Origin of the sequence: Ferrimicrobium sp. (genome assembly GCF_027364955.1) — a bacterium.
In the GTDB taxonomy this organism is placed as follows: Bacteria; Actinomycetota; Acidimicrobiia; order Acidimicrobiales; family Acidimicrobiaceae; genus Ferrimicrobium.
Genome location: NZ_DAHXOI010000028.1, coordinates 1 through 21,210 on the forward strand (window position 1 = coordinate 1; position 21,210 = coordinate 21,210).

Sequence of the window (21,210 nt, forward strand, 5' to 3'; positions counted from 1 at the left end):
GTCCCTGTACCTCTCTCAAGTTCGCCCCTGGTACGTAACTACAACTCATAGGATTCCCCACTCAAATCCGAAGTCCCGGTATCACCCCATACCAGCAATACGATGGCTGGTTGGCGTCGTCGCTCGCGACCACCGCTGCTACCGGCGACTATGAGAGACTGAACGATCCTACGATCAATACAGATCTGGCCGGTCTGGCTCAGGCATCAACCTTGAGCCAGCAGCGTTCCGCGCTCGTTCCGATCGCCGCCTACGTAGCGACGAACTTGCCGGTGATCCCAACGGTGTATGGCGCAGCATTTGATGAGTACAACAACACCAACTTTGTGGGATGGCCCACTCCGAGCAACCCGTATGAGTCTGGTCAGCCAGACAACCCTACGAATGAGGTGGTCGTCTTACACCTTTCTCCAAGGAGCTAACGGCTCTCCAGAGCGCTAGCGGCGTTCTAGGGGGCTCACGACGATGGGGATCTGACCAAGCACAATGGTGTTCTTGGTACGGTCCCCATCGCGAGGCTAACTTCGGCGATCATCGAAACCTTTGATAAGACAAGAGCGAACTTGGATTCCAGCAGGTGGCTGGGGATGGATAGCAGCCGTGTTGGACTCCCCGCTCCGGAATCCGCCAACGCTTGATGGTGGCGAGGGCGGCGATTGGGTAAATGCGATGGCGGTACTGCGCCGCGGTTGTGCCATGTGTGTGCGATCGATGTTGTGTTGGACGGTAGACATCGCCCCGATTGTTGGTCGGGAGGAGTCAACTAGGGACATAGTTCGAGGCCAAGAGAGAAGTTCACTGCAGCCTCAACGTGAAGGCGAGTGGTCGGAAAAACTCGAATCGGGCTATCGGCTTGGGAGATGAGCAACTCGATCTCGGTGCAGCCCAGGATGACGCCTTGGGCTCCTACATGAGAGAGACGGGTGATGATGTTGCGATAGATCTGGCGGGAGAGATCCTCGATATCGCCGCGGCAGAGTTCATCGTAGATGATGCGATGCACCTCGGCCCGGTCGTCTGGCGGGGGAGTGATGACGGTAAGGCCATGTTGGGCGAGACGTTCTCGATAAAAATCTTGTTCCATGGTGAAGTTGGTACCGAGCAGGGCGACTGTGGTGAGCCCGGCTGCCATGACCGCTCGGGCGGTGACATCGGCTATGTGCAGCAGTGGGATTGTGAGCGCTGCTTGAATCTGATCCGCAACGTTGTGCATCGTGTTGGTGCAAAGCACGAAAACCTCGGCACCACCCGCCTCAAGCTCTCTAGCTGACTGCGCGAGCAGACGTCCAGCCTCCTCCCATTCCCCATGCATCTGGAGCGATTCAATATCGGCAAAGTCAAGCGAGGCCAGGAGAAGGTTGGCGGAATGAAGACCCCCAAGTCGGGCGCGCACCAGTTCGTTGGCCAACCGGTAGTACTGCGCTGTTGACTCCCAGCTCATCCCCCCTAACATCCCGATCCTGCGCTGTGAAGTAGCCACCAACGCAGTCTATGAGGATTCGCTTGACGCGGGAACGCCTCGCGTCTCTTGCCCAAAACGGTAGTGAGACTATCGATTCTTGGTAGTGGGGTTTCGATTTGACGTCTGGCGGCAAAGGAGCGGACGTCGGCGGAAGCTCGCGCCCAACGGAGAACGACCCACGCCATGCATAGGTCAATAAGCCGTTGGGGATGTACCTCGCCGATGGGTCTGCAAACTGATGCCGTGCCGATCCTTACCGCAGAAGAGACGTTGAACCATACTCGGGGGCGCACCCATTTGTCCCGCAACATGGGGTTTGCCCCCGGTTTTGCGTTGGTGTCGTTGGGCCAGTGTTGGCGTATCTGCATCTCTGCGTTGGCTAGGGCGCCTGTACCCAGGAGCGATAGTTCGCAAAGCGCTCATCTTAACCACCCGAGGACGGGGTGTGCGCTGGTCAGCCGTCCCATCCGACCCGAAGCACTTGACAGTACTATCTCTTCGCGCTGGCGGAACACAGCATTGGTAGCGTCACGCGAGAATCCTCGCGTTCAAGAAGCGATGTCGGCCGATCGGTTGACATCGATGAGGAAGACTATGGCTATCGTGGCCCCATAAGGAGGGTCAATGAGAGTAGTTCCCACCACGAAAGATGTCTCATTCAAAGAGGCCTACTTGCTGTATTTGCTACGATGGAACGATTTCCGAGGCAGATCGTCGCGGCAAGAGTTCTGGAAGGTCTTCGCTATCAATCTCGTTGCGTCCTTCATTCTCTCCCGGGTGAGCTATCTGGTTGGGCTCGGCGGTTGGCTTGCGATGGTCTTTAGCCTCTTGAATCTTATCCCGGTGGTCGCGCTGCAGACGAGACGGCTCCATGATGCCGGTCACAGCGGCTGGTGGATTGTGATAGGAACCGCGATGAGCACCCTGTTTTTGGTGTTGGTGACTGGGGTGGCTCTAATTGCCTATAAAACGTCGGGAACTCACATGATGCGCTTTGTCCCCTCCGTGTTCTTGGGCGTGGGGCTCTTCGGGATTGCGGTATTTGCGATTGAGATTGTCGTCGTCGTCTTCGACTGTCAGCGTGGTGTCCTTGATAACCGTTACGGGCCACAGATGCATTGACGAGCTGGATCGCGATGACGGGCCGTTTCGTACTGCGTTATTCTGGTCGCCGAGGCCGCACAAGGTAGAGATAGAGAGTCGCGTTCCCCAGTAGCCGCATCACCGCGCCTGGTCCACGGTTCGAGGCGCACCGGACACACCAAAGCCGGTGTTGAACATCGCGAGATGCCAGGACACCACACAATAGTCTCATTGACGCAGCTCCCCTAGGACGGGTTGTGGCGACAACATCTACCCTAAGCAATGGGGTGACGATCGGTCCTGTCCGTTCCAATGGTGATGACACGGTGATTCGATGTCGCCAGTCCGTTCGCTCCCGCGGGCGGCGCACCCGTGGTGCGAATTAGTGCTCTTCCAGACTGGCTTGAAGGGAGTGTCGCATCAATTGCTAGGGGCACTGGCGGACGGGAATTGACTTCGCCGCGGCGGGTATCACGAAAGTGTACACGCCGAGTGTCGGACGATTACTCGGTGCTCACGCTCTCATCGTGCGAGTGGGGGTATCGGGACCGTCTGGAGCAACCCTTTGAAGACGTCATCTACCAGATGAACGGTCGGCGTGCCAGAGTTGCGTGAAAGTATCAGGCGATGCTCCACGACGAAAGGGGCGAGCGTGAGCACGTCGTCGGGTACCACATACTCTCGACTATGTAGGAGTGCCCAGGCTTGGGCCGCTCGATAGAGTGCCAAGGAGGCTCGAGGGCTCATTCCCAACTCGATTCGCGGTGAGGATCGAGTTGTTTCGGCGATTCTCGCGATGTAGTTGCGTATGGCGTCAGACACATGCACACGTTTCACCGCCTGCATCCGGTCGAGTAACTCTGGTAGAGTGATGACGGCTTGGACCCATTCTGGTGAGCGTGTCTCGTCCGACTGGGAGAGTATGTCCGATTCCTCTTCGATGCTGGGATAACCAACGTTGAGTCGAAAAAGAAAACGATCGAGCTGGCTCTCGGGTAGCGGAAATGTCCCGTCGTACTCGATCGGATTCTGGGTGGCGACCACCACAAAGGGTGGCTGCAGGGGATGGGTCACTCCGTCGACCGTTACTTGACCCTCCTCCATCACCTCCAAGAGCGCGCTTTGTGTTCGTGGTGAGGTGCGGTTGATCTCATCAGCGATCACGAGGTTCGCAAAGACTGGTCCCGGATGGAACTCGAACTGACGGGTTCCGGGATGAAAGATGGTGACCCCGGTGATGTCAGTGGGCAGCAGGTCTGGCGTACACTGAATCCGACGATGCGTTAAGCCGAGACTGCGCGCCAGGGTCGTAGCGACGGTGGTTTTGCCAACCCCGGGTACGTCATCGATCAATACATGTCCCTGGGCGAGCACGGCGGTCACCATGAACTCCATGAGAGAGCGCTTGCCGATGATGGTCGTCTCCAAATTGTTGACGATACGACCTAACTGCGGATCAAGCTCATCCATGGTAGTTGGGACTATCGATCGGTTCCCCAAGGCGACCCCCGTAATCCAAAAAATGCTGGCACTGGTTACCGATCCTACCTACTTGCGAGGCCATATCGACAATCACCCTTGTTGAAGCCGCCTCGGGCTCGGGAATAGACCTCTAGCGCAGGTGAGTGATTCACGTCGAGGCGTGGCGGCTGCATGATTAGTTCTGTCCAAAGGCGTTCCTCGTGGGAGGTGCTGTGAGGTCGCGCGTGATGCCCCGTAGCTCCTCTAGGCAGCCACAGTCGGGTGTTCGATGTACGGTTTTCCCCTTGCACAACGGCCGACGCCATGACGACGAAGCTCGACCGGGTTGACCCGTCAGTGAGTCCGGAGACAAGGGCGATCGACGCCGCCGTATTGGCAAGCGGTGCCGTCTCGCCACCGCACCAGTGGGAGGGTAGGCAACTTATCTTGCTTTCCTGTGAGCCAGCCTGGTGTCGATGACAGTTCAGATGGTTCCCACGGTGGATGTGACCGGCCAACGAGCATTGATACCGTTTGGCGAGGTGGCGATCGTCCATGCGCGATCCTTACTGGCGAACCATAGGTTTCGATCGGTGGAGGCGACGTGCGCGACCCCGCAGTGTGCCCCAAAGTCTTTTGGCCTCGGCTGCCTCGTCGGAAGATAGCGGCTTCTGGGAGTAGAAGGATAGCTCCAGCAATCGCACTAATGGCTGAACGAGACCACCGTCGTGGGGGAAGTGATTCGCCCAAGTTTGTCCCCATTCTCGAGGGCTGCTCGAACCCCAACGAGCTCCAAAATTGCGGCGTGACACCCGTTGTATGTCGATCCAAAGTTGTAACGTTTCGTTCTTACGCCCTCGACCCCGCTGTCGTCGCCAGATCAGTGCGGTCAATGCCACAAGGGCGAGAGCTGCGATACCGATTTCGTCTACGTGCCCGTCGGTGGTTTGGGTAGTGCGCCTTTGACCTTGCCGGGTGGGAATCTTACGGAGATGGGCATCGGCATTCAGCGATGGTGGTGTAGGAAGGCCGAGCTTGGCGATGCCTGGCGTCGGGGGGGTAGGTGCGGGTAGTGGTCTGTGAAGAACACTAGCGGTCGAGTATTCGGGGAAACTGAAGCCGGGAGTCGGGTCAAATGGCACCCAACCCGCTCCGCTGATCCAGATCTGGGCCCAGGAGTGGGCGTCGACCTGACGCACTACATAACCCCTCTGCTTCTTGCTATAGGTACCCGGGGCATACCCCACGACCCAACGTGCAGGGATCCCGAGGGAGCGCATCATCATGATGAATGACGTTGAGAATTGATCGCAGTAGCCTCGACGGTCGACGAACAAGAACTGGTTGACGACATCGTGGGGACTCGAACTGACCTGATAGGAGTAACGGTCATGGGTGTCCAGGTACCTCTTGATCGTCTGTGCGGCATCGAATGGACCGCTGGATCCTGCGGTGAGACGCCTGGCTAATTGGCTGACTTGTGGAGAAAGGTTGTTCGGCAGCTCGAGGTCATCTCGCACGTTTCGAGGTGCGTTACTATAGGGGCGGTTCGCAAGCTCCTTGGTGGTGTAGAGCGGCTCAAAGGCGCTCAGGCGATAACTCCGGACACCCTTGACATCAATGCGGCCCGATCTCGAATGCACGGTAGTGGTAACCGAAAACTTCAGTGGCGCCCCCATGTAGAACAGATTGGTTAGGGCGTGCGGCGAAGCGTCCGCAATGCTTGCGTGCACGAGCACGTCGTGGCTTCCTTCGAAATAGGGGGTGATGATCGGTACATCGCTGCCGCCAGCGAGGTGTTCAAAGACCGACGTGGGGCCCTTGTTCGACCAGCTCAATCCGTTAAAGGTGTTATAGGTGGCGGCTTGCCAGTAATACGGGGTGTTGGTGTGGGCGACAAATACAGGAGCTCGGCTTGGTAGGAGTGAATGATCGATCTGGGTGATGCCCGCTCCATACCCAGTCGTGGCTAAACCGGTGGTCGCACTAGTGGCGCGAAAATCGGTGAGGAGGACTCCTAGGTGAAGCGGTGCATGCGATGGGAGTTCGAAGCCTATGGCTAGCGGGGCAATCACCACGATGGCCGCGAGCGCGTTGACCACAGGCCTGCGTACTACGTTGATCTTGGTTGCGCCGATCTCCACCTGGTGAACATTGACGAGGATGATGAGCCCTACGATCAGGTAGCTTGCAAGAGGCAGCTCGGCGGCCATTCCCCAGAGTACGTGGTCGACGCAGATCATGACGGTGCCGAAGACCATCAGTGCCAAAACTTGATTGTAGTGCTGACAACGTCGGAAAATGAGCCAGCCTAACAGTACTCCGAACAACACGAAAGGCGCCCCGTCATGAGCGCTTATCTCGGTCCATCGATGAACCGGGAGGATGAGGAGTTGGCGGCTAACGCTGTGAACGGCCGCACCCAGAGCAGACAACGAGGCCCAACGGTCCCAGATGGAACACAGCTGAAGATAAAGAAGTCCGATCCAACCGATCAATCGGAGCGTCCAATGGGGCCATGACTCGGTCAACGCAAGCAGGATCGGGGTGATGGCAAGAACGAACGCGTCAGGGTATCCTCCAGAGTGAACCAACGGCCAGAACAGGGCAGTTGCCCAAAGGCCGAGGAGAAGCGATCTGTTCATCTCGATGCTCGTTCTCTGGTTGGGCCGAGATGTGCTCGCCAATCCGCGAGACTGGTGATGCCTCCGTCCCCGACGACAATGATAGAGTCAGCGCTGCCTTGCCAAATAGCGCGATATCGATTGGTGGTGATCACCAATACGTGTCCTCGGTAGCGCATATGGTGAACGGGGTCCAAGGGGTCGGTGCTACCGTAGGTCAGTGCGCTTAAGAAATCCATCATGCGCACCAAGGCACCCTGACCGGAGGGCAGTGGGGTGTAATCAAAGGGCTGGTCGAGCGTGGTGATGCGTAGCATCAGCTGCGAGCGGTTCGCCTGGTAAACGAGCGATGCGGCGATCGAGATGGCGAGCTCCCAGTCGTTGGCTGGAAAGTGTGGCGCGGTGTCCAACAAGACGATGAACTCGGCCTCGTTCTCTGGTTCGAAATGCTTAACCTTGAACTCACCTGTTCTTGCTGTCGTTTTCCAATGGATGTGTGACAGACGATCCCCTGGGATATACTCGCGGATGCCCTGTAATTGTGTCGACGCTTGGCGAGTTCGACGCGTATCAAGCTGCTGCCCTTGCCATATATAGTTCTTGAGTTCAGTCCTACTGAGGCCAATGATCTTTGGCCAGATATGCAAACTAATGGCGTCCTGTTTGATCCTGACAGAGCGTTGAAAGAAGCCAAAGAAGTCGCTTGTGATAAGATCGATGTCCCCAAACTCGAGCGATCCACGCTGGAGGTCTGTCACTTCATACCTGATCGTCTGCACTCGATCACCAATCGTGGTAAGGACGAACTGATGCTTCGCGGTTCCTCGCACAGACTGCGTGTGATCGACCATGACGAGATGGAGCCACGGCCATCTCGTAGCCGTTATTGCAAGGGTTACCTCCAGCCAACCACCGGCATAGTACGGCCCTGACCCTAGCCCTCGGGTGACCACGATGCTTGAGAGCGGTCCTAGCTGACTGAAGAGGGCGATGGCGAGCAGAACGAGCAAAAAGTCGAAGAGGTGCCATGCCAGCGAGCCACCAGCAAAAAGCGCGAAGAGGAGAGATAGAAAAGTGCTGAAGAGGACAACACCCCCTCGAAACCGTATGCCCATTATGCACTAGGATAACAAGACCTCGCCGTTACCAGTAGGTACACATCTGTACTTTCTCACACTCGTATCGCCCCTCCGACCCAAGACCGTGCTGTCGGCAGCCGATCTGGAGTAAGCGAGCTGGCTTCGATGTGTTCCATGGGAGGGGTGCAACGCCAGCGACTCGCGTGCATTGTTCGGTCGAGCTCTGACTGGGCGTGATGATGGCGACCCTTGTTCGATCGGTGAATGCAGCACCCAGCCACTGCTGGTGTTGCAACGTCACTTGATGAAGTCGATGATCTGTGTATCCAGGTCCGTCCAGGTAGTTGCGGTGGACGCCAATACGCGATCCACCGTAGGCGATGAGAGGCACCCCAAGCAAACTGGTAGGCGACTCTAGGGGGCGGGGGACATAGCCAGCGCAAGCAAGGGCAGACCGTCATTTGGGTTTGCTGGTTCGGGACGAGGGAGATCACCTCGTGACCGATAGTGATTGATCCTTCCGCTCGGTGTGCACCGGTAGGATTGGCCACGTGACTCTTGGAGCAGGGTTTGATCAACTGTCCGGTTATCCCTTTGAGGTTCGTTACAGCCAAGGAGCCTTCCAGAGAGCCCGCATGTCAGCTGATATCGCGGCTGATGCCTATGAATACTTGCGTCGACTTTTCTTTGAGTTTGCGCCTGACATCGCGTTGATCGTTGCCAGCAAGGCGGACTGGTCGAGCACGCAGCCCTACGGGATGCCTTATTTCAACGATGACCAAGGGCAGATCCGACCCGGGATTCTGGTGATGCCGAGTGAACAGGGTGCATTTTGGGTTGAAATGGCCAATGATATCCGTGGCGTATCGGGAAGCGGCTACGCGAAGCTGCTTGCCACCTATGCCAACGGTGCTGGCGATCTTGACCTCCAACCGTTTTTTGACCTTGTCACTATTCACGAGCTCGGCCATGCCTTCGAGGTTCTAGGCGGTCTCCAGTTGCCAACGTTCTGGTTGGGCGAGATCTTTGCCAACTTGGCCCTCCACACGTTCGTCGCGGCGAGGCGCCCAAAGAGTTTAGCGACACTTGAGGTATTGCCCACAGTAGGTGTTGAAGACGAACTGTTTACTATGCAGATTCATGCCGAGGGTTCTCATACATTGGAGGACTTTGAGGCCCACTACGCCGGTAGTTCCCAACAGATGAGTTCTCGTAACTATATTTGGTACCAATATCGATTCCTCCGACTTGCCGCGAAGATCTTCGCGGTTGATGGAGAAGGCGGGTTGGTTCGGTTGTGGGAATGCTTTCGTGGCCGAGTTGGACGGAGTCTCAACGAATCCACAATCCCTTCGATTGCGAGGTTGTTGACCACCGAGGTGAGCGAGACCCTTGGTGATGCGGTCGAAAATTGGCGTGAGTGGTGAAGGGGTTCGCCGATACGCCCGCGCCAGGACCGCCCCATCTCGAGCAGCGTCCGAGCCGTGAAAGCTGAAAAAGGCCGCTGCTCTGGCCGAGACAATGTGTGGCACTGAACCTCCCTCTTGGTCACTCTTTTTGTCACGCCTTCAAGGTGCTGGACGCGTTGGAATGGGCGATGGTCGCTCTTTGCTAGGTCTGGCCTTCTGTGCAGGTTGGTACTCTCCCATGGGCCATATGTCATCTACGGATTCTTAGCTAGGTTTTCGTGCCCGAATCGAGTACAGCAGGGGAATGCGTGGAATTCCTGCGGAAATGCGGTATCTGCGATCATCGGGCGATTGTTCGAGGAGCGTGGTTTGCGCAAAATGCGTGTAGTCAAACTCATGAAGCCACTCGACGGTGAGGCCAACGCTCGCGATGCACGAGATGATCTCCCCGAGGGTATGGTGCCATTCTGCCGTGAGGTTGGCATGAGTCACGTGTTCGGGGGCGGCATAACTTCCCCCTGGGTCAGCCTCGACGTACGGCTGATCGGCGAAGTAGTCGTTCGCGATGGCCCACCCATCGTCAGGCAAGATCCAGGTGATTGGATGGAACTCGACTAGGTAGAGGTACCCACCAGGGTTGAGAAGCTGATCGACGACCTTAGCCCAGCTGCCCAGGTCGTCGAGCCAGTCGATCGCCCCTTTCCCGGTGTAGATGATATCGAAGCGACGATTGAGGACCTCGGGGGCTGCGTAGACATCGGAGACGATCCATTTGCCGTCAATGCCACAGGCGGCGGCGATGCGCCTCGCTTCGGCAATCGCCGGAGCAGAGAAGTCAAGACCAGTCACTTGGAAGCCTCGCCTTGCCCAGGAGATGGTATCGGTGCCGATGTGACACTGGAGGTGAAGGAGGCTGGTACCTGTTTCGCTCGGAAGCTCTTCTAGCTCAAAGGGGTCGAGGGCAGACTCGCCGTTGATGAGTTGTTCCACGCGATAGAAGCTAGAGTTGGCATGAACGGGGGCACGCTCGTCCCACCAAGCAAGGTTTGCTGCCACGAGTTCGTCACGATCCATGGTGCCATCGTAGCACCTCGACAACATCGAGTCGATTACTCTTCGCAGCGAAAGGAGTGATGTGTAGGGTGGGTGAGGATGTGATCACTGCTCTGTACGAACGGCAGGGAAGAAGTAGTGGCTTCGAACCTACGGAATCGAACGATGCCTCGCGCTACTCATCCGTGGGTCTTGGCCGTGAGCGGAGGGCGCCTTGGGACGAGTCTTCGCTCAAGGGGGAGGCCGTAGTCGAACCTCGCCTAGCAATCGGGAGGATATTGGGCACCCCTTTCGAGGGGATGAAGATTGTCGCCAAGACTCGGTCCACGGCCGCGATGTCGCCTCGACCTGCTCGGAGCGGGCGAGGCGAGCGCCGACGCATTTTGGCAGCGAAGTGGTAGCGTACCGACAACTGCCGATGTTGTCGTCGCGCTGCTATCACGGCCCCGATGGCACGGATTGCTAGGTCTCTTGCCTAGCGCGTTGACAGCTACTACGGTCTCTCGCCACTCTGGATACTTGCGTTTCGCCGCAAGAACTAGGAGGCTCTTCGAGCATGCCTTCTACTCCAGTGCGCTGGTATCGATTCTGCAACGCTCGTCTGTCATACCGGACTTACGGTCGATCACGCCTGACGGAGGCCCGTGTCGAAGCTGCCGGTCCGAGGGTGCGGGCGGCTACGGGATACGTAGTGATCCGTCGTCGTTAAAGTCAAAGGCACCCCAGGCTACCTCCCAGAGGTAACCGTCGGGATCAGTGAAGTATCCAGAGTAGCCCCCCCATGGAGTGTGATTGGCTGGCTTCACGATGTGTGCGCCCGCTTCTTGTGCCTGAGTCAACAGCACGTCAACCTCATGACGGCTGCGCACGTTGTGGGCGAGCGTGATGCCAGAAAATTTGGCGCGTTCCACATTCCAATCTGGGCCGACGTCGGCTGCGAGCTCCTCATAAGGAAACAGTTCCAAGATTGTTCCTGCCAGCTGGAAGAAGATAATTCCTTCTTGAGGCTGGCGGGTAGTGGGCAAACCGAGACCGTCTTTATAAAAGTGATACGATCGCTCAAGGTCGGCCACTCCTAAGCAGATCAACGAGATCCGAGGCTCCATGCCCGTGAGTATAGGTCGTCAACACCTTGATCCAGGTTACGAGCGGAGATTGGTAGGTTCCCAGATCACGGTACTAATTGCGAACCCAAACGCCAAAACGCCTTCGCCGAACCTCTCGTTGAACAGCTCGCAATACGATTGACGAAGATTCATTCCGATGCCCGTCTGCCACCAAGATATCGCGACCCGTGTTCGACGGTTTATGGTTGATAATGAGGCTGGAGCAAAGCGTTCTTGCATGATGGATCCGGACCAACACCGGTAATTGAAAGCTCGATGTCGTAGGTGCCGGGGAGTTCGGGAGCCCATGAGGTTGGCGGCGAGCCCGCGACGACTAGACTACCCCTTATCACCTTCAGCAGGTGCTTCGACGATCTTCGCCCGAGCCAATCTGAACCTAGCCACCGCAAGGGTAAAGGATTCGATCAAGGGCTGACCACACGGATGGTGTGGCTCGGGTTGGGAATCCTTTCACGTTTCAACGGGGAGGAGGAAGCATGCTTCGCACATTAATTGGCGTTGCTATTCTGGTCATCTTGATCTTAGTTATCATCTCGTTGGTGCATTAAGTATTCGTTCGACCCGAGCAAAGATCTCACTGCAATGACCTGTGGTGGATGGTTGGGTCGAACAAGGCAATCGCGGAATAAGTGACAAGTTAGCCGAGTCCGGAATGAAGATATCTCGTGATATGGCGCTTCTCTTAGCAGGGATGGGTCATATCAATGGGGCCTTTCTCATGCGCAGGAATTCATGGGTTGATGATCCCCAGTCTGCTCTCGGACGAGCTCGTGTAGTTGAGGGCCCTGGGCTTGTTGGATACGCGTCGGTGCGAGTAGTTTCAGCATTGTTGTACGTGTGCCCGATGTCAGGGGAGGGGAGTCGTCCCTACGGCGACGAGCGTATCAGGGCGCCTTTTGGGACGAGGAAGACGGGACGTGCTCGTCGGTCCGAGCGCGATCAGATGGCCTCAAGTTGTGAGATGAACACGGCAGTGAGGATGGCCTCGGTCGCCTCAGGATCGCGTGCGGCTCCAACTGAGCAGATTGCGGCACCGGGCCCGATCAACTCCCACCAGATGTCCTCGACCACGACTACCAGCGCGCAGCCGTTAAGCGCACTGATGTCGACGCAGCTCGTTGCGGCTACTCGCTCCGCCGTGTGACGCACTCGTTCCCAGGCGAAAATGTCGCGACAACTGGGTGGCAAGTATGGTCTTCGTGCCGGCGTGAACCAGTGGCTAGCCTCCCTCCACAGGGTTCTTGCTGGGCTGCGAAGCGCGGGTGTGCTGGCGAGCGATGACCATTCGGGGGGATCGAAGGAGAGGTGGTGCGAGTGGGCGACTTCGGTAACCCACCGCTGGTGGGTTGGACCCACCGGCGGTGGGCCGAGCTCGGCCCGGGCGTGTTCGGCGACGACACGCTCCCACCAGGCAGACCAGTCTCGTTCAGCCTGCATCCTGGCAGGAGTATCGAGTAGTGCTGATCGGTCGGGTAGCGCGCCGTCTAAGGGTGGCGGAACGATCAGGCCGTTTTCGACCGCAAGGCGAAGCGTGTCGCGGAGATAGAGTAGGACGTGGAGGCCTTGGTCGATGTCGTGGGCAAATCGCCACGATTCGGCGCCGATTGTTCGCATCTACTCATCGTACCAGCTCTCGCCCGTAGGTGTTGGAAGCGAGCCGCGCTGAGGGTGAGCATGCAATGCTACGTGACCGCCACCGCTCTATGTCATTGTGATCCCCAAAGTTGGGTGGCTCGGCGCGTGTGTCGAGCGCTTCGCCGATGGTGTGCGCTTGGTTTGCGCTGTTCAGATGTGTGGCCCATATGCCGATCCTTCACTCTGTCTCGAAGCCCAACGAAGGCTTGCCGTCCGCTCAGCTTGCGAGAGGTGACCCCTGAGATGACGTCGAGCTCTTGCCTATCGGCCAGGTTCCCACCATTTGGCTCTGATCGGATTGCCGGAGGTGCCACCTCCGTAGTGCGGCGGCTCAGAACGTCGGCATAGGCACCGCCCACTCCTGCGTCCTTGCCGAGGCGCACTGGCACTTGAGCGCCGCTCTGAAGTAGTGTCCGACGGCCTCTGGACCGACGGCTTCGGCTTCGTATCGATTGCGTGCGAATGCCTGCCACTCATCGACTTGCTTGATGACCCGACTCCGGAGAGCGTCTGCCCCTCCGGCCCGTTCCCGGTTCGAACAGTCTGACGGGCTGCTGGGTCACCTGGAGGAAGATTGTGAAGCGGTGGATAGCGAATTCGTACGTCAAGGGGTGAAACCTTGCTATTGCAGACCACTTCCAACATACCAAATGAGCCATCGTCCACCCCTGTTGATCATCAACTCGGTGGTAGTGATTCCCGGATCACAAGCTTTCACAGCAGTACTTGGGCTACAAAATACGACTCGCCACGAAGCTGCAACCACGGCCCTGCCGCATGCGGAAGTGACTGCACTCGCGAGGGAATCGTCGTTGATGAGCGACTCCACGGAGACGTCAGCAGTAGTAAAACTCGATTCCATCGGGTTCGCGCCAAGACTCGGACCAAAAAGCTGTGCAAAGCCGTTGTGCGGTACATCGAGCATGGCTCTGTCGAAATCTCTGACGAAGGTTGCATGGCCGCCTCTTAATTCTGACCCGATTGTGTTTTCTATCGCCGTTGCTTTAGCTGCAGTCAGGGCTGTCCTAGGCTTCACTCCAGTCATCGAAGGACATCCGGCACCAGAATTTATCGCGTTCGACTTGGCTGCCACTGGATTTGGGTAGTCTCCTCCTCTTGGCAGCTTTGCGATCGCAACCACGATCGCTCGTTCTCCTGTGGTCAGCGGTGACACGGGCGTTGTTGGTTGAGAAGGAACCGTCGTCTTGGAAGTCGAAGAGTTGGACGTGCTACGAGAGCTTGTGCCCACTTGGCCGCAACCAGCAAGAGTGACTGCTGGCAGCACAAAGGCCAGCCTCGAATGGGAGCGCATTCGGGATACAAGCGTGCCCAACTTCGAGATCCACCGGCTCTCCAACACCCCCGTCGCCGGCACCCTTGGTGCTGTAAAGGCGAACGGAGTGGTACTTGACTTGATTATTTTAAGTCTCCCCCAATAGCGACCCGAAGCTCCCAAACGTCAGTCTTCTCAACGAGCCACATCCCCCCGCCTCTATCTCGACGTTGGGTTGCTTCTAGCAGACTTTAGGATAGATGTCCCGAGTGGGTGCGCCCCTAACCCGTCGAAGCCTGCAACTTAGCTGTGATAACATGAAGGAGGAATAAGGGGGCATCTGCTGACGTAAGAGAGCATGTCGTGACGTTCACGACTTACCATTTGATATACCCGAATCAACTGCATGGCGGTCAATGCGCTGTCGAAATTTGGGTAAACCCGAAAGGGGATTAGGGTGCCCGAGGTTGACCATGCAGTAGTCAGTGGGCGCATGCCCCAACCGCGAGAGTCCCTGGATGTCAAGCGATATCAGTTCTTTCGCGGTCAGGGTGCCATCGACCTTGTTTGTAGCCTTCCTTCTCGCGCAAGGATTGCATTGCAAGCGGCGGGCCTCCAAGATACTCAGATGTCCTCTGCACTGGAGTGCCACAACGTTGATGGTTCTCGATGAGCCCACGTGTCATGGAGCAAGGCAAGGTCTTTAGCCGTACGGGTTCAACGGAAGAAGGGGAGTGCGAGGGGTACCACAGGCCGAAGACAGAGTTGATGACGTGGATCACTCCAGATGGCTATGCATGGCAGTTGACGCTCGTTGGGGATTGTTTCGGCTGATCGAGCGTGTTAATGATGATTGGACTGGTAGTGAGATTTCCTCAAAGCATGGGAACGCCGCATAGATGACGCCTGACGAATACGACGCCTGGCAAGAGACGGCATATCGTTGCCGTTCGCCTGCCAACGCTCGTTAGCTCCTTGATGCGGCAGACGCCGGAGTCCGAGGCGAGGTGATCAAGCACCAGTTTGGCCGAGATTGGGGCTCGTCTTCACCCCTTGGGGTTGGGAAGACGTTATACACTGGTCGCGCACGGATCGCACGTTGCGCACGTGAATCAACCGTCTGATCGACGACATGGTCCGGGACCCAGCCTTTGGAATTGGAAAGCCTGAACACCTCAGATACAGGATCAACCATTCTTGGTCTCGCCCCATCACGGAGGAGCACCGCCTCGTCTACCAGGTCATGGACAAAGCGATCATTATTCTCCAGACTTGCTATCGCTGCCGGACATAACAGATGCCACGGGAGGTTTCAGTGGCGACCCAATTTCGACCCAGGGTCAGCGAAGAAGACTAACTCAATGGAGATAAAGGACAACCTGGGCATCGTTTTGGAAGGTCGCTATTGGGCAAGAACCTGCATGGAACCTCGATTTGCTGTACAACCGAGGGTTTGACCAATGCCCCAACTCTGTTGGGAAAGTGAGCATTAGCCGGTTAAATGGCATGTCTTGCCATTGCTGAATCATCGTGGGTATCGCTCAAGAAAGAGCTCGTCTGCCGAGCTGCCCTTTGATACACGAGAGGATGCAAGTTCTGCAATCGTTGTTTGGTTCTGCGTGGCAGAACCGGAGGTCCCATCACTCGGACTTCATGATCGTTTGCAGACTTGTGTTCGGGTATGCGGATGCGCTACCAGCTGCATAGGTAGGCGGGGGTTCGGTGTCTCATTTGGCGTGCAAGTCCAGATGTCGTTCGAAGTCCATGCCGAGAACTCAATGCTCAGGACTGGTACTTGCAGAAGTAAGCCACTCTTCCCTGTCCAGCGATGCGAAGACTAGGAGCGTGTAACGGCAACTCGCTTATAACTGGCTTCTGTTACCCAGGCCAGGGTACACGTTGCTGGAGAGGGGAGGTGAATATGCAAGAGATTTAGCCTTCGAAGGTTCTCCATGAACGAGCCCGTGCGAAGCGTACTTGGTCTCCGGAACGCAGCTGGGCGCATAGGCTAGCCGAGGTTTCGTCGATGACGCCTACCACCGGATAACCTCCGGTGGTAGGGTGGTCGGCTAGAAAGACTATGACTTCTCCCGTTGGCAGCAGTTCTAGCGCACCCCATACCACTGCCTCACTGGGAAGTTCCTCGTGGTAGTGTCGTTCGATTGGAGAGCCCTTGAAGCGAAGAGCTATCCGATTGCTTTCGGGTAGGACTTGGTATCGCTGGCTAAAGAGGTCGTGCTCTGCCTTCTTGGTTAGCCAGTTACGGCGGGGTCCAGGATGAACTGTGAGCGGTAGAGAATCGCCAAGAGGGAGATAGGGTGCAAAATCTATGGCGGGCGCGCTTGATGAGCCTGGGCCGATCGCAATCAGCTCGTTGGCCACTAGCGGAGATGGACCAAGCCCAGAAAGCAGGTCCCGTGAGCGGCTGCCGAGGACCGGCGCTACTTGAAAGCCACCTGCTACCGCCACGTAGCTACGTAAGCCGACCTTTGCGGCGCCGACATCGAGATGCGCCCCTTCTGGTACGTATATTGGCATGCTCCATCCGACTGGTTGACCATTCACCATGACGTCAGCCAACGCGCCGGTTACCGCGACTAAGACGGCCGACGAAAAGGAAAGTGAGACGCCATCGAAGGTGGTCTCAAGTACTGTGGTTCCTGCTTGATTGCCAACCAGGCGGTTGGCGAGGAGGTAACTCTTGATGTCTAAGGCACCGGAGCGAGGTACCCCAAGATGGGCGAGCCCCGGTCGTCCAGAGTCTTGAAACGTCGTGAGCGCTCCAGGGCGCGCAACGGTGGCAAAACGTAGTTTGTCCGCCATTAGCTACACCGTCTCAGATCGGGATGAATGTGACGCGCGTACCCGGGGTGAGAAGCGCCGGGGGTTCTCGCTTCTCGTCCCAGATGCGGGTGTCGCTACGACCGATCAACTGCCAGCCCCCGGGAGAAGGACGGGGGTAGATGCCAGTGTAGGAACGAGCAAGCCCGACGCTACCGGCGGCCACATTCGGCCTTGGGGAAGCTCGACGAGGTACCATGTGGTTTTCGTCTAAGCTCCGGATGTAAGCAAATCCAGGAGCAAATCCACAAAACACAACTCGATGGAGAAGTCGAGAGTGATAGTTCACTACGTCCTCGCTCGACATCTGCCACAACTCTGCGACCCTGTCGAGGTCTGGGCCGTCGTAGCGACACTCCACCTCTACGGTCATCCCTGGTCCAGCTTGGCCAACTTGAAGTTGCCAGGATTGCACGTCTGCCTGGGCGGCGTTGAGGTCTGCGACACCATCGAATAGCACCGTGCGTTCTCCGGGTACAATGTCGACAACGTGCTTGATCCAACTTGTGGTGGCACGATTGGCTACTTCGTTGAGCAGCGACAGAACCTGTGAGTCGTTCTCGACCTCGACCAGGAACGCCCTCGGTCCAGATGGAAGGATGCGAAGCATTAGAGCGATGCAGTCGAGATGTACGTCATTGCCCCAGACTACTGTTGCTCGGTGCCACTTCGCGAGTTTGACGATGTCTTGACCTGGTGTGTGCGAGAACACCCAGCCTGAGCTCTCCCCTCTGCCTGTTTGGTTGCGCTCCGCGGAGTCGGAGTGGATCAGTTGACCTTCCACGGAGATGCCGAAGCGGAGTCGAGTGTCCTAATTGGAGGATGGGTTGATGGTCTGTTGTTACCGGAATGAGGTGACGAGTACGTTCGCATCCTCCAGGGTTGCTCGTATCGCTGTGGCGAGTGTTAAGGCCCCGGGACTGTCACTGTGGATGCAGATGGATTGGCAGTCGACAATAATTGGGGCCCCGTCTATGTCGTTAATTGGTTGATGAGACGCGAGGGCCAACCCTCTTGCGGAGACGACCGCTGGATCCGTTACGACAGACCCTGGTACTGTTCGCGATACCAGCCGACCCTCCGAGCTGTAGGCGCGATCTGCAAACCCCTCAGAGATCGTCGTGACACCAGCTTCACCAAGGATCTCGACAGATGGACTCCCGGCGAGGGTTAACACGGGTAACGATGGGTCATATTCCAAGACCGCGGAGGCCATTGCCTTTGATAGCGTTGCATCAATCGCCAAGTCGTTGTAGAGGGCACCGTGGGCTTTGATGTAGCTCATACGGGTCCCATGACGTTGACAGAATGCCTGCAAGGCACCGATCTGGTAAGTCACGTCGGTGATGAGCTCAAGCGGGCTGAGCTGGAGGTGGCGCCGACCGAACCCCACCAGGTCTGGGTACGAGACGTGTGCTCCGATCGCTACGCCGCGAGACGCGGCGAGAGCTACGGTGGTGTCCATTGTCCTCGGGTCACCAGCATGGAAGCCGCATGCGATGTTGGCGCTCGTTACATAGCCCAAGAGCTCTTCATCTTTGGCCACGCGATACGGGCCAAAGCCTTCTCCCATGTCGCAGTTGAGGTCGATTTGTATGCGTGGACTCATGTCATAGCCACCTTCTGCTATCAGGCGATGCCTCGCATGCTAGCAGATGAAGCCCCGCGCCAGAATAGAGTAGTGCGCTACTCGGACTCGGTGTACCGATCACAACGTAGTAGCTGGTTCGAATGGAGTTGTGTTGTGAATACCCGTGTAGTATTGTTCGTTGCACCATGACCAATCGGGTCTTGGTGGTTCGCGCAGGGTTCTGCTCCCCAGGTGCTTTCTAGAAATTGAGGATCGGCAGCTCTCACGCAGGCAAAGTGCTAGCGACTTGCTCAGAGTTGTCTATCGTTGGCCTATAGGTAGAACCAATTGACTGGACTGGCCGGTCCAAAGCCCAGGGAGATGTTAAAGGCGACCCTCCAGCTGTTCATTCAGGTAGGTAAGGAAAGTTGGTAGCCAGTGACTTCTCGCAAAGCCATCGGTAACATCGATCCTCGCAATTTTATCAAGGTGAGCGTCGCGACCAAGAAGCGCAGCCTCACCAATCCTGGAGTCGGGTCCGAGGGCATTTGCGATAGCGTCGAGACACCAGGCACGAGACATTAACAAGCCCTCTAAGTGGACCGCGCCTGGCTCGGAGGGATTGCGCAGAAATTCAGCTGGCTGCCAGCCAAAGATGCCTGCGTCCACAGACGTCGCCTTCATCCACGCTGCAAAGCGTTGCTGATCGAGAACGTCAGCCATAAGAGCCGCTTCCACGAGGTTTGGATCAAGAAAGTCCTCACCCGACGGGCCGGCCCTCCAGTTGATATTCGTGTCGTCTAGAAACCACTGGTTTGTATAGCGAGTTATGACGGCAGTCAACTCTTCATCTCGCATAGACCTAGCAGATTGCAACAACAGCTCGAGGGCGAACGCCGTGTTTGCATGGAGCCCAGTTCGAATGGGATATGCGAGAACCCCTGAAAAGTAGTCGATGAGACGTCCTCGCAACAACACATAGAGGGGGTCCAAGGCTTGACACCACCGCGTCGCCATATCTTGTCGTTGAAGGTTTGCCCGGTCTCCGCAGTTCAGGTCACACTCCGCGTACAACGCGACGAGCCAAGCCCAGCCGTACGGCCGTTCAGATACCCTGCCTCCAGGGCTAGCGAAGAAAGTAGTCTCCTTGACGATTCGATCCGCATTGAGGTGGTCATCAAGAACCTTGACCACCCTCTGTGTCTGTGCTCCAGTTAGTCCGTTGCCGAGCGATCGTAGTAAAGTCCAGTGCGAGTGAACGGCAGAGTGCCAGTCGTAGCTTCCAAAAAAACTTGGGTTGATTGCCCGTGGAGGCGCCACATCTGAATCAGCGTTTAACTCCTGGCTCAACTTGTGCGGATACTCTCGTACCACTGCATCGAGCACCGCATCTATTCGTTGTTCCGTTGTTGCTACGCCTTCTACTGGAGCCATGCCAATGACTCTACTCGTCTTGCTGTGATCTGCAAAGGGACAGGTAGCCTCGAGCTGACGAAGCGTGGGGATGAGGTGGATCACTCCAACATTACGGTCGCGTGGCAGTTGACGATGACCTCTTGGTGGACTCCATCTTGGAGAGGCCTGGACATCCCTCGTCGTCAAAGCGCCTCTGCCGTCAAACAGGATCTCTGCGGTGACTCCACTGAGGGAGACAAACGCACGGATGTGGATGTCATGGACCTGATCGCTGAGCACCCTCCGACGCAGTCTGTGGACCGTCCTCCCTGAGCCTCGAGGGTTCGCCGAGAATGAGGGGGGAGAACCGGAGTCGTTAGCGGACAAACCCAAGTTCGTTGCGTGCCGACTGTCGTGTACCCAGACGCATGAGCACATCGTTGCGATCATCGATAACAATGCACGCGATACCGTAGAAGGTGACCCTCGTGATCGAGACCCTAAAGAGACGGCGGTGTTCTCGATGGTGGGAGCGGAAAACCCCTCCTCGTACCAGGTCCACTGCGTTTGTGAGACGACTCCTGTCATGCTAGCCTACGGTCCCGATGCTACTGCGACTCGGAAGTGGGTTTAAGCGTAAAGGTTCCGGTGCTTGGCCGACGGAGTGAATTACCGCTGACGAGAGGTTGCTCACCGACAGGGCAAGCCTCATTCAGCTGGCGCCGGGGTCCTGTCCTTGGGTGGACCAAGTTGAGCTTCAGGCACTAGCTCGCCTTGCCCTATTCACGAACGCAACGATTTGGCGAAGCTTCTCACTAGTCGGTGGTAAAGAAGATGCATGTCAAGCCCGCCCTTGCACGGATAACAGCTGCCGCGAGAGCTAGGCTCTGGCGCAAGGGCCTGATGGTGATGGAACAGGGGTCTTTTGGCATGACTTCGATAGTACTAAAGGAAGAGGTCGCGCGCCGTTTCATGCTCGGGGTTCAGGGCCTTTGGCCAGAGCGACGCTGGGTCGGCCGAGACGGGACCGTAGACACCATACGGGGGCTAGGACGCTGCTGAACAACCCACCCCCAAAATGAGGAGAAAATGAGAGGGGGTTACTGGGGGTAGTTGATGGGTGTGTATTCTCGCTAACTTTGCCACCCATTCTCGCTGAAACTTGCCACCTGTTATCGCTGAAATCTGCCACCCCCTA

At 57.0% G+C, this 21,210-nt stretch carries 16 protein-coding genes; 5 read left to right on the top strand and 11 right to left on the bottom strand.

Going from position 1 to position 21,210, the window contains the following annotated elements; translation table 11 throughout:
- Positions 1-110: 110 nt before the first annotated feature.
- On the top strand, positions 111-422 hold the full coding sequence (locus M7Q83_RS12225) for a hypothetical protein (protein WP_298339248.1): 312 nt from the start codon (positions 111-113) through the stop codon (positions 420-422).
- Positions 423-763: 341 nt separating this feature from the next.
- Here the strand turns inward: M7Q83_RS12225 and M7Q83_RS12230 are convergent, their stop codons facing one another.
- Complete coding sequence (locus M7Q83_RS12230) at positions 764-1,453, bottom strand: aspartate/glutamate racemase family protein (RefSeq protein WP_366526416.1); 690 nt, start codon at positions 1,451-1,453, stop codon at positions 764-766.
- Between the two features lie 633 nt (positions 1,454-2,086).
- Between M7Q83_RS12230 and M7Q83_RS12235 the strand changes: the two genes are divergently transcribed.
- Positions 2,087-2,584, top strand: coding sequence for a DUF805 domain-containing protein (locus M7Q83_RS12235; RefSeq protein WP_298339252.1), 498 nt, complete (start codon positions 2,087-2,089; stop codon positions 2,582-2,584).
- A gap of 483 nt (positions 2,585-3,067) precedes the next feature.
- Here the strand turns inward: M7Q83_RS12235 and M7Q83_RS12240 are convergent, their stop codons facing one another.
- The 3 genes from M7Q83_RS12240 to M7Q83_RS12250 form a co-directional block, all read right to left on the bottom strand.
- Positions 3,068-4,015 carry a MoxR family ATPase gene (locus tag M7Q83_RS12240; RefSeq protein WP_298339254.1) on the bottom strand — a complete coding sequence of 316 codons (948 nt, stop codon included), beginning with the start codon at positions 4,013-4,015 and terminating at the stop codon, positions 3,068-3,070.
- Positions 4,016-4,572: 557 nt separating this feature from the next.
- On the bottom strand, positions 4,573-6,651 hold the full coding sequence (locus M7Q83_RS12245; protein ID WP_298339255.1) for a transglutaminase domain-containing protein: 2,079 nt from the start codon (positions 6,649-6,651) through the stop codon (positions 4,573-4,575).
- Entirely contained in the window at positions 6,648-7,745 is a 1,098-nt protein-coding gene (locus M7Q83_RS12250; RefSeq protein ID WP_298339257.1) for a DUF58 domain-containing protein, read from the bottom strand. The genes M7Q83_RS12245 and M7Q83_RS12250 overlap by 4 nt, the downstream gene beginning before the upstream one ends.
- Positions 7,746-8,260: 515 nt before the next feature.
- On the opposite strand from M7Q83_RS12250, the gene M7Q83_RS12255 reads away from it, so the two are divergent.
- Entirely contained in the window at positions 8,261-9,136 is an 876-nt protein-coding gene (locus M7Q83_RS12255) for a hypothetical protein (RefSeq protein ID WP_298339259.1), read from the top strand.
- 246 nt (positions 9,137-9,382) lie between these two features.
- On the opposite strand, the gene M7Q83_RS12260 is transcribed toward M7Q83_RS12255, so the two are convergent.
- The 3 genes from M7Q83_RS12260 to M7Q83_RS12270 all read right to left on the bottom strand — a co-directional run bounded on the left by M7Q83_RS12260 (position 9,383) and on the right by M7Q83_RS12270 (position 12,912).
- On the bottom strand, positions 9,383-10,192 hold the full coding sequence (locus M7Q83_RS12260; RefSeq protein ID WP_298339261.1) for a class I SAM-dependent methyltransferase: 810 nt from the start codon (positions 10,190-10,192) through the stop codon (positions 9,383-9,385).
- Positions 10,193-10,848: 656 nt separating this feature from the next.
- The gene (locus M7Q83_RS12265; RefSeq protein ID WP_298339263.1) at positions 10,849-11,277 is read right to left on the bottom strand and encodes a VOC family protein; all 429 of its coding nucleotides are present in this window, start codon (positions 11,275-11,277) and stop codon (positions 10,849-10,851) included.
- 960 nt (positions 11,278-12,237) lie between these two features.
- Positions 12,238-12,912, bottom strand: a complete 675-nt coding sequence (locus M7Q83_RS12270; RefSeq protein ID WP_298339265.1) for a hypothetical protein — start codon at positions 12,910-12,912, stop codon at positions 12,238-12,240.
- A gap of 1,226 nt (positions 12,913-14,138) precedes the next feature.
- Between M7Q83_RS12270 and M7Q83_RS12275 the strand changes: the two genes are divergently transcribed.
- Together M7Q83_RS12275 and M7Q83_RS14365 are read left to right on the top strand one after the other, a co-directional pair.
- Entirely contained in the window at positions 14,139-14,372 is a 234-nt protein-coding gene (locus M7Q83_RS12275) for a hypothetical protein (protein WP_298339267.1), read from the top strand.
- A gap of 957 nt (positions 14,373-15,329) precedes the next feature.
- Positions 15,330-15,500: a Txe/YoeB family addiction module toxin gene (locus M7Q83_RS14365; RefSeq protein WP_366526417.1), complete on the top strand. Its 171-nt coding sequence runs from the start codon at positions 15,330-15,332 to the stop codon at positions 15,498-15,500.
- 638 nt (positions 15,501-16,138) lie between these two features.
- Here M7Q83_RS14365 and M7Q83_RS12280 read toward each other — a convergent pair.
- The 4 genes from M7Q83_RS12280 to M7Q83_RS12295 all read right to left on the bottom strand — a co-directional run bounded on the left by M7Q83_RS12280 (position 16,139) and on the right by M7Q83_RS12295 (position 20,399).
- A complete protein-coding gene (locus M7Q83_RS12280; RefSeq protein ID WP_298339269.1) occupies positions 16,139-17,029 on the bottom strand; it encodes a biotin-dependent carboxyltransferase family protein in 891 nt (296 codons plus the stop codon).
- Between the two features lie 13 nt (positions 17,030-17,042).
- On the bottom strand, positions 17,043-17,657 hold the full coding sequence (locus M7Q83_RS12285; RefSeq protein WP_298339271.1) for an allophanate hydrolase subunit 1: 615 nt from the start codon (positions 17,655-17,657) through the stop codon (positions 17,043-17,045).
- Between the two features lie 231 nt (positions 17,658-17,888).
- On the bottom strand, positions 17,889-18,656 hold the full coding sequence (locus M7Q83_RS12290) for a 5-oxoprolinase subunit PxpA (protein ID WP_298339273.1): 768 nt from the start codon (positions 18,654-18,656) through the stop codon (positions 17,889-17,891).
- A gap of 345 nt (positions 18,657-19,001) precedes the next feature.
- Positions 19,002-20,399, bottom strand: a complete 1,398-nt coding sequence (locus M7Q83_RS12295; protein WP_298339275.1) for a DUF2891 family protein — start codon at positions 20,397-20,399, stop codon at positions 19,002-19,004.
- Positions 20,400-21,210 lie beyond the last annotated feature (811 nt).

What these genes read in the sequence shown, in the direction of transcription:
- M7Q83_RS12230 (WP_366526416.1), bottom strand. Translation starts at nt 1,453, where the DNA reads ATGTTAGGGGGGATGAGCTGGGAGTCAACAGCGCAGTACTACCGGTTG.
- M7Q83_RS12235 (WP_298339252.1), top strand. Translation starts at nt 2,087, where the DNA reads ATGAGAGTAGTTCCCACCACGAAAGATGTCTCATTCAAAGAGGCCTAC.
- M7Q83_RS12240 (WP_298339254.1), bottom strand. Translation starts at nt 4,015, where the DNA reads ATGGATGAGCTTGATCCGCAGTTAGGTCGTATCGTCAACAATTTGGAG.
- M7Q83_RS12245 (WP_298339255.1), bottom strand. Translation starts at nt 6,651, where the DNA reads ATGAACAGATCGCTTCTCCTCGGCCTTTGGGCAACTGCCCTGTTCTGG.
- M7Q83_RS12250 (WP_298339257.1), bottom strand. Translation starts at nt 7,745, where the DNA reads ATGGGCATACGGTTTCGAGGGGGTGTTGTCCTCTTCAGCACTTTTCTA.
- M7Q83_RS12260 (WP_298339261.1), bottom strand. Translation starts at nt 10,192, where the DNA reads ATGGATCGTGACGAACTCGTGGCAGCAAACCTTGCTTGGTGGGACGAG.
- M7Q83_RS12265 (WP_298339263.1), bottom strand. Translation starts at nt 11,277, where the DNA reads ATGGAGCCTCGGATCTCGTTGATCTGCTTAGGAGTGGCCGACCTTGAG.
- M7Q83_RS12270 (WP_298339265.1), bottom strand. Translation starts at nt 12,912, where the DNA reads ATGCGAACAATCGGCGCCGAATCGTGGCGATTTGCCCACGACATCGAC.
- M7Q83_RS12280 (WP_298339269.1), bottom strand. Translation starts at nt 17,029, where the DNA reads ATGGCGGACAAACTACGTTTTGCCACCGTTGCGCGCCCTGGAGCGCTC.
- M7Q83_RS12285 (WP_298339271.1), bottom strand. Translation starts at nt 17,657, where the DNA reads ATGCTTCGCATCCTTCCATCTGGACCGAGGGCGTTCCTGGTCGAGGTC.
- M7Q83_RS12290 (WP_298339273.1), bottom strand. Translation starts at nt 18,656, where the DNA reads ATGAGTCCACGCATACAAATCGACCTCAACTGCGACATGGGAGAAGGC.